Origin of the sequence: Streptomyces sp. NPDC060205, from assembly GCF_042728395.1 — a bacterium.
In the GTDB taxonomy this organism is placed as follows: Bacteria; Actinomycetota; Actinomycetes; order Streptomycetales; family Streptomycetaceae; genus Streptomyces.
This window is the reverse complement of sequence record NZ_JBHWZP010000391.1, coordinates 1-7,970: the sequence shown is the minus strand read 5'-3', so window position 1 is coordinate 7,970 and position 7,970 is coordinate 1. Positions and strand designations below refer to the sequence as shown.

General features: G+C 71.6%; 8 protein-coding genes. 5 read left to right on the top strand and 3 right to left on the bottom strand.

The genetic code is table 11. The annotated features are described in order from the left end of the window. Positions 1–190 precede the first annotated feature (190 nt). On the top strand, positions 191–1,579 hold the full coding sequence (locus ACFWGJ_RS38785) for an aldehyde dehydrogenase family protein (protein ID WP_387333656.1): 1,389 nt from the start codon (positions 191–193) through the stop codon (positions 1,577–1,579). Positions 1,580–1,695: 116 nt separating this feature from the next. Further along, positions 1,696–2,778, top strand: coding sequence for a Zn-dependent alcohol dehydrogenase (locus ACFWGJ_RS38780; RefSeq protein ID WP_387333655.1), 1,083 nt, complete (start codon positions 1,696–1,698; stop codon positions 2,776–2,778). Between the two features lie 38 nt (positions 2,779–2,816). Here the strand turns inward: ACFWGJ_RS38780 and ACFWGJ_RS38775 are convergent, their stop codons facing one another. From ACFWGJ_RS38775 to ACFWGJ_RS38765, 3 genes are all read right to left on the bottom strand, one after another. Next, the gene (locus ACFWGJ_RS38775) at positions 2,817–3,815 is read right to left on the bottom strand and encodes a DMT family transporter (protein WP_387333658.1); all 999 of its coding nucleotides are present in this window, start codon (positions 3,813–3,815) and stop codon (positions 2,817–2,819) included. A gap of 181 nt (positions 3,816–3,996) precedes the next feature. Continuing rightward, positions 3,997–4,719, bottom strand: a complete 723-nt coding sequence (locus ACFWGJ_RS38770) for an ArsR/SmtB family transcription factor (RefSeq protein ID WP_387333654.1) — start codon at positions 4,717–4,719, stop codon at positions 3,997–3,999. A gap of 127 nt (positions 4,720–4,846) precedes the next feature. Further along, entirely contained in the window at positions 4,847–5,482 is a 636-nt protein-coding gene (locus ACFWGJ_RS38765; RefSeq protein WP_387333653.1) for a TetR/AcrR family transcriptional regulator, read from the bottom strand. Positions 5,483–5,547: 65 nt separating this feature from the next. Here ACFWGJ_RS38765 and ACFWGJ_RS38760 point away from each other — a divergent pair, with 65 nt between their 5' ends. The 3 genes from ACFWGJ_RS38760 (at position 5,548) to ACFWGJ_RS38750 (ending at position 7,812) form a co-directional block, all read left to right on the top strand. After that, positions 5,548–6,699: an acyl-CoA dehydrogenase family protein gene (locus tag ACFWGJ_RS38760; RefSeq protein WP_387333657.1), complete on the top strand. Its 1,152-nt coding sequence runs from the start codon at positions 5,548–5,550 to the stop codon at positions 6,697–6,699. Positions 6,700–6,785: 86 nt separating this feature from the next. After that, positions 6,786–7,073 (top strand): YiaA/YiaB family inner membrane protein, encoded by a 288-nt coding sequence (locus tag ACFWGJ_RS38755; RefSeq protein ID WP_107021111.1) that lies wholly within the window; start codon positions 6,786–6,788, stop codon positions 7,071–7,073. Between the two features lie 106 nt (positions 7,074–7,179). After that, positions 7,180–7,812 carry a TetR/AcrR family transcriptional regulator gene (locus tag ACFWGJ_RS38750; protein WP_387333652.1) on the top strand — a complete coding sequence of 211 codons (633 nt, stop codon included), beginning with the start codon at positions 7,180–7,182 and terminating at the stop codon, positions 7,810–7,812. Positions 7,813–7,970: the final 158 nt, after the last annotated feature.

The window sequence follows — 7,970 nt, the reverse complement described above, 5'->3', positions numbered from 1 at the left end:
GAACGGCGCGGGCAACCACGATGCACCCGCAGACGACAACGCACGTCAACCCCCACCCACCCCAGGGGCGCGGGGAACTGCGCAGTCGGACCATACCCATGGGCGTCAAAAACTAACAGCGCTAGTTTGTGGCGGAGGTGACCGCTAAGTTGGGCCGCGGACGACGACACCCCCACCCGCGGGAGGACCCATGAACGCACACGACGGCATGTACATCGACGGCGCCTGGCGCCCCGCAGCCGGGACGGACACGATCGCCGTCGTGAACCCGGCCGACGAGCAGCTGATCGCCCACGTCCCGGCCGGCACGATCGAGGACGTGGACGCGGCCGTACGCGCCGCCCGCAAAGCCTTCCCGGCCTGGGCCGCCACCCCGCCCGCCGAGCGAGCCGCCCGGATCGGCGCCCTCAGGGACGTCCTCGTGGCCCGCAAGGACGAGATCGCCGGGACGGTCACCGCCGAACTCGGCTCACCGCTGAAGTTCTCCCAGGCCGTACACGTCGGCGCCCCCATCGCGGTCGCCGGCTCGTACGCCGAGCTCGCCGCCTCCCACCCCTTCGAGGAGAAGGTCGGCAACTCCACCGTCTACCTGGAACCCGTCGGCGTCGTCGGCGCCATCACGCCGTGGAACTACCCCCTGCACCAGATCGTCGCGAAGGTCGCCCCCGCTCTCGCGGCCGGCTGCACGGTCGTGCTGAAGCCCGCCGAGGACACCCCGCTGACGGCCCAGCTCTTCGCGGAGGCGGTCCACGAGGCGGGCGTCCCGGCCGGTGTCTTCAACCTCGTCACCGGCCTCGGCCCGGTCGCCGGCCAGGCGCTCGCCGAGCACGAGGGCGTGGACCTGGTCTCCTTCACCGGCTCCACGGCCGTCGGCCGGCAGATCGGTGCGACGGCGGGCGCGGCCGTCAAGCGTGTCGCCCTCGAACTGGGCGGCAAGTCCGCCAACGTCATCCTGCCGAGCGCGGACCTCGCCAAGGCCGTCAACGTCGGCGTCGCCAACGTGATGTCCAACTCCGGCCAGACGTGCAGCGCCTGGACCCGCATGCTGGTCCACGACTCCCAGTACGAGGAGGCCGTGACCCTGGCCGCCGACGCCGCCGCGAAGTACGGCGAGCGCATCGGCCCGGTCGTCAACGCCAAGCAGCGCGACCGCGTGGTGGGTTACATCGAGAAGGGCGTCGGCGACGGCGCGCGGTTGGTCGCGGGCGGCCCCGAATCCCCCCGGGAACAGGGCTACTTCGTCAGCCCGACCGTCTTCGCGGACGTCACCCCCGAGATGGCGATCGCCCAGGAGGAGATCTTCGGCCCGGTCCTGTCGATCATCCGGTACGAGGACGAGGCGGACGCGCTGCGCATCGCCAACGGCACGGTGTACGGGCTCGCGGGCGCGGTCTGGGCCGGGGAGGAGTCGGAGGCGGTGGCCTTCGCGCGACGCCTGGACACCGGGCAGGTCGACATCAACGGCGGACGCTTCAACCCCCTCGCCCCCTTCGGCGGTTACAAGCAGTCGGGCGTCGGCCGGGAACTCGGCTCGCACGGACTGTCCGAGTACCTCCAGACCAAGTCCCTCCAGTTCTGAAGATCCAGAGAGCCCGGAGATCCAGAGAGCCCGGAGTTTCATAGATCCCCTAGATCCCGTAGATCCCCTAGATCCCTTAGATCTCAGAGATTCAAAGTCCTAGGAGCGTTGACTTCATGACCCGCGCCGCTGTGCTGCCCGCCGTCGGGGCCCCGCTGGAGATCACCGAGATCGATCTGCCCGAGCCAGGCCCGGGGCAGGTACGGATCCGTCTCGCCGCCGCCGGGGTCTGCCACTCCGACCTCTCACTGACCAACGGCACCATGCGGCTGCCGGTGCCCGCCGTGCTCGGCCACGAGGGAGCGGGGACCGTCGTCTCCGTCGGCCCCGAGGTCGGCCATGTCGCACCCGGTGACGAGGTGGTCCTCAACTGGGCCCCTTCCTGCGGCAATTGCCACGCCTGCACGCTGGGCGAGGTGTGGCTGTGCGCCAACGCGCTGGCGGGGGCCGCGAACGTCTACGCCCACCGCTCCTCCGACGGAACGGACCTCCACCCGGGCCTGAACGTCGCCGCGTTCGCCGAGGAGACGGTGGTGGCCGCCAACTGCGTACTCCCGGCGCCGGCCGGTATCCCCCTGGCGGACGCGGCCCTCCTCGGCTGCGCCGTCCTCACCGGCTACGGAGCCGTGCACTACTCCGCCCAGGTCCGCCCCGGCGAGACGGTCGCGGTCTTCGGCGTCGGCGGCGTGGGACTCGCGGCGATCCAGGCCGCGCGTATCGCCGGTGCCTCCACGATCGTCGCGGTGGACGTGTCGGCGGAGAAGGAGTCCCTGGCCCGCGCCGCCGGAGCCACCGAGTACGTGATCGCCTCCGACACCACCGCCCGGGAGATCCGGGGGCTCACCGGCAAGCAGGGCGTGGACGTGGCCGTCGAGTGCGCGGGCCGCGCCGTCACGATCCGTACCGCGTGGGAGTCCACCCGCCGCGGCGGCCGTACGACGGTCGTCGGCATCGGCGGCAAGGACCAGCAGGTCACCTTCAACGCGCTGGAGATCTTCCACTGGGGCCGCACCCTCGCCGGCTGCGTGTACGGGAACTCCGACCCCGCCCGCGACCTGCCGATCCTCGCCGAACACGTCCGGGCCGGACGACTGGACCTGAGCGCCCTCGTCACGGAACGGATCGCCCTGGACGGCATCCCGTCGGCCTTCGAGAACATGCTGGCGGGCAAGGGCGGACGGGCGCTCGTGATGTTCTAGCGGGCGCTCGTGCTGTTCCGGGCAGCGCTCGTGCTGTTCTAGGCGGGCGGAGGCCCGGCCCCTTGCCGGTCCTTGTCGGACTGCGGCTCGGGAGCGGCGGCGACAGCTGTGGCGGGAGCTTCCGTGACGGGAGCGGTCGCCGCCGCCACCCCGGGCCGCGGGCCGGACCGCGACACCGCCACCCCCGCGAGACACACGAGGCCCCCGACGAGCGTGATCCAGCCCGGCACCTCGTCGAGTGCCACCCATGACATCAGCACCACCAGCGCGGGCACCGCGTACGTCGTGGCGCCCATCCGCCCCGCCGTCGTACGCGCCAGTGCGAACGCCCACGTGGTGAAGGCCAGCGCCGTCGGGAAGACGCCCAGATAGAGCATGTTGAGGGTCGCGGACAGCGGGGCGTCCCGGGCGTCGGAGACCAGCTGCCCGGCGAACGGCAGACAGGCCACCGCGCCGATCACACAGCCGTACGTCGTCACCTGGAGCGCGGAGCCGTGCCGCAGGGCCGGTTTCTGGGCGACCACACCGCCCGCGTACGCGACCGCCGCGAGCAGACACAGCAGGACGCCGAGCACGGACGCGCTGCCCTCACCCGACATGGACAGCCCGACGACCGCCGCGCCGACGAAGGAGACGGCCATCCCGGCGAGCAGCCGCGACGGCAGCCCTTCCTTGAGCAGCCATCCGGCGAGCAGGGCCATGATCAGCGGTCCGATGTTCACCACGAGGGCGGCGGTGCCCGCGTCGACCTTCTGCTCGCCCCAGTTGAGGACCACCATGTACAGGCCGAACCAGAGCAGTCCGGACACCACGATCCCGGGCCACGCGGCCCGCGCGGGGAGGCCTTCCCGGCGTACCAGGCAGATCGCGCCGAGGACCAGCGCTCCGGCGAGCAGCCTGCCCAGCGCCAGCGCGCCGGGGGAGTAGGCGTCGCCGGCGCTGCGGATGGAGACGAAGGCGGAGGCCCACAGCAGCACGGTGGCGCTGGCCGCTGTGGTGGCGAGAGGGTCTGGCCTGCGACCGGCGGGGGATGTCATCACGTTCCAGAGGGTAGGTGGGGTGGGGGGAAAGGGCTCGCGTGTTTTGGACGAGGCGCTCCGCGGGGTGGCGTGGTGGTGTGTCTGCGGGCCCGGTGGGGGCTGGTCGCGCAGTTCCCCGCGCCCTTGGAATGACGGGGCTGTGCCCCGGTCATTCCATGCGCCCCTGGAGGCAGGCGGGTCAGTGCAGGGTTTCTGGCTGGATTCCCAGGAGGTGTGAGAGGGCGCGTTCGCCGGTTTCTGTCACCTTTACCGCTCGTTCCGAGCCGATGCGTACGCACCAGTTGGCGGTCAGGGCGTGGTGGCAGAACGCGGCGCCCGCGATGCCCGCCAGGTGGGGGCGTCGTTCCGTCCAGTCGAGGCAGGCGCGGGCGAGCGGGCGGCGACCGGCCCGTACGAGCGGGATGCCGACGTCGGCGAACCAGCCCACGCCCTCGTCCGTGAGCGCGAAACCGGTGTCCTGGCGGAGCAGTCCGAGGCCGGTCAGCGCGTCGGTGACCGCGATGCCGAGGCGGCCGGCCAGATGGTCGTAGCAGGTGCGGCCCCGGGCCATCGCGCTGCCCGCACCGGCCTCGCGCAGCGTGCGCGGCCGGCTGGCCGCCGCCGGTGAGACCTGGGCGGCCAGGTCCTCGACGAGCTGGGCGACCCGGGCGTCGGCCAGCCGTACGTACCGGTGCCGCCCCTGCCGTTCCTCGGTGAGCAGCCCGCCCGCGACCAGCTTGCCCAGATGCTCGCTGGCCGTCGACGCGGCGACCCCGGCGTGCCGCGCCAGCTCGCCCGCGGTCCAGGCCCGTCCGTCGAGCAACGCCAGCAGAAACCCGGCCCGCGTCTCGTCGGCGACAAGAGAGGCGAGGGCCGCGAGCCCGGCGGCCCCGGTACGCGCCCCGCTGCGTGAGGAGGTCATGCACCCAGCATGAGCCCCCCACACTTCGGCCACCGCCGAAGCGTGAAGGGCTGGGGCGCGGCCCCGCTTTCAGGGGCGCGGGGAACTGCGCGACCGGCCCCCCACCGGCCCGCAGCCGTGGATCCGCCTATTCACGCAACCCCGCGTACTGCGAGGCCAACCCGTCCAGCAACGCGCTGAGCCCCGTCTCGAAGGCCCGCTCATCGATCTTCTCCTGCTGCTCGGCGAGGAGATGCGCCTGCCCGAGATGCGGATAGTCCGCGGGATCGTACGCCGCCTCGTCGTCCACGAATCCCCCGGCGAACGACGACAGCGCGGACCCCATCACGAAATACCGCATCAACGCCCCGATGGACGTCGCCTGCGCCGCGGGCCACCCCGCGGCGACCATCGCTCCGAACACCGCGTCCGCGACCCGCAGTCCGGCGGGCCGGCGCCCGGGCCCCCGCGCCAGTACGGGAACGATGTTGGGGTGGTCGCGCAGAGCGGCCCGGTACGAGACGGCCCAGTCGTGCAGCGCGGTCCGCCAGTCCCGCCCGTCCTCGAACATCGACAGGTCGACCTGCGCGCTCACGGAGTCCGCGACGGCCTCCAGGATCTGGTCCTTCGTACGGAAGTGGTTGTAGAGGGACGGCCCGCTCACCCCCAGCTCGGCCGCCAGCCGCCGCGTGGAGACCGCGGCGAGCCCCTCCGCGTCCACCAGGGTCCGGGCCGCCGCGACGATGCGGTCGGTGCTGAGGAGGGGCTTGCGCGGTCGGGCCATGGCCCACATAGTAGGGCTGCGGAACAGAAACTAGCAGTGCTAATTTAAAGCAGGGGTTGAGCACAGTGAACCTGGAACTCAGCGAGGAGCAGACCGCCGTCCGACGGCTGGCCAGGGACTTCGTCGCACGCGAGATCACCCCGAACGTGATCGCCTGGGACCGCGCGGAGGACGTCGACCGCTCGATCGTCAAGAAGCTCGGCGAGGTCGGCTTCCTCGGCCTCACGATCGACGAGGAGTACGGCGGCTCCGGCGGCGACCACCTCGCGTACTGCCTGGTGACGGAGGAACTGGGCCGCGGGGACTCCTCGGTCCGGGGCATCGTCTCGGTGTCGCTCGGACTCGTCGCCAAGACCATCGCGTCCTGGGGGAGCGAGGAGCAGAAGCGGCAGTGGCTGCCGGGGCTCACCTCCGGCGGGTACGTCGGCTGCTTCGGCCTCACCGAACCGGGCACCGGCTCCGACGCGGGCAACCTGTCCACGAAGGCGGTGCGCGACGGCGACACGTACGTCATCAACGGCGGCAAGACCTTCATCACCAACGGCACCTGGGCGGACGTCGTCCTGCTCTTCGCCCGCTCGACCGACGCACCCGGCCACCAGGGCGTCTCGGCCTTCCTCGTACCGGCCGACACCCCCGGTCTGACCCGCCGCACCATCCACGGCAAGCTCGGACTGCGCGGCCAGGCCACCGCCGAACTGACCCTGGAGGACGTCCGCGTACCCGCCTCGGCGATGCTCGGCCCCGAGGGCAAGGGCTTCTCCGTCGCCATGTCCGCGCTGGCCAAGGGCCGGATGTCGGTGGCCGCCGGCTGCGTGGGCATCGCCCAGGCCGCACTGGACGCCGCCGTGACGTACGCGACCGAGCGCGAGCAGTTCGGCAAGGTCATCGCCCGCCACCAGCTCGTCCAGGAACTGCTCAGCGACATCGCCGTCGACGTGGACGCCGCCCGGCTGCTCACCTGGCGGGTCGCGGATCTCGTCGACCGCGGGGAGCCGTTCGCCACCGAGTCCTCGAAGGCCAAGCTCTTCGCCTCGGAGGCCGCGGTGCGCGCCGCGAACAACGCGCTCCAGGTCTTCGGCGGCTACGGCTACATCGACGAGTACCCCGTTGGGAAGCTGCTGCGCGACGCCCGGGTCATGACGCTCTACGAGGGCACCAGCCAGATACAGAAGCTGGTCATCGGCCGCGCGCTGACGGGCGTCTCGGCGTTCTGAGCACGCGACGTGAGTACGTGACTTGAGTACGCGACGTGAGTACCTGCGCGGATGTGGTTCCGGCCACCCGCGCCGACTCTGGTCGCATGAGTGAGACACAGGTCAAGCAGCAGTCCACCGCCGCGTTCTACGGGCAGGCGGTGCTCTCGTTCGCCGTCGCCATCATCGCCACCGCCATCGGCATCTTCAAACTGGAGGCCGACACCTGGGTGCGCGCCTTCCTCGGGATCGCCGTGCTGTACCTCGTCACCTCCGCGTTCACCCTCGCCAAGGTGATCCGGGACCGGCAGGAGGCCGGGCAGATCGTCAGCCGGGTCGACCAGGCCCGCCTGGAGAAGCTCCTCGCCGAACACGACCCCTTCGACAAGCTGTGAGGTCGTGCGGGTGGTGAGTCCGTGCGCCTCCGGACGGGCACTCTAAGCGCTCGCTCAGTATCGGAGGTATGGTGTTCGTTCTGTCACTGGAAGGGGCGAACGAGCGATGAGTACGGCGGAGGAGACGGCCGGCGGCGAGCTGCAGCCGTGGGCCGAGGTCACCCCTGACGCGGCCAGGCGGCTGCTCGTCGCCGCGGTGGAGGCCTTCGCCGAGCGCGGATACCACGCGACGACGACCCGTGACATCGCGGGCCGGGCGGGGATGAGCCCGGCCGCGCTCTACATCCACTACAAGACCAAGGAAGAACTCCTCCACCGGATCAGCAGGATCGGGCACGAGAAGGCCCTCGACATCCTGCGGACCGCGGGGGCCCGTGAGGGGAGCCCGGCCGAACGGCTCGCCGACGCGGTGAGCTCCTTCGTCCGGTGGCACGCAGGCGGGCGGACCACCGCGCGGGTCGTGCAGTACGAGCTGGACTCGCTCGGTGCCGACGCCCGCGCGGAGATCATCGCTCTGCGGCGGCAGGTGGACGCGGAGGTACGCGCGATCATCGAGGACGGGGTGGCCGCGGGGGACTTCGACGTGCCGGATGTTCCCGGGACCACGCTCGCCGTGCTGTCGCTGTGCATCGACGTGGCGCGGTGGTTCAACGTGAACGGGCCCCGGACGCCGGAAATGGTCGGCGACCTGTACGCGGACCTGGTCCTGCGCATGGTCGGCGCCCCGCCCCACGCCTGACGGCTGCCGCCGGTTTCTGGGCCGCCCGCAGGCCCGGTGGGGGCTGGTCGCGCAGTTCCCCGCGCCCCCAAAAAACCAGACGTTTTCTGCGGGTGCGTCGTGGCTGGCCGCGCAGTTCCCCGCGCCCCTAAAAGCCGGGCTGCGCCCGGCCTCAGGGG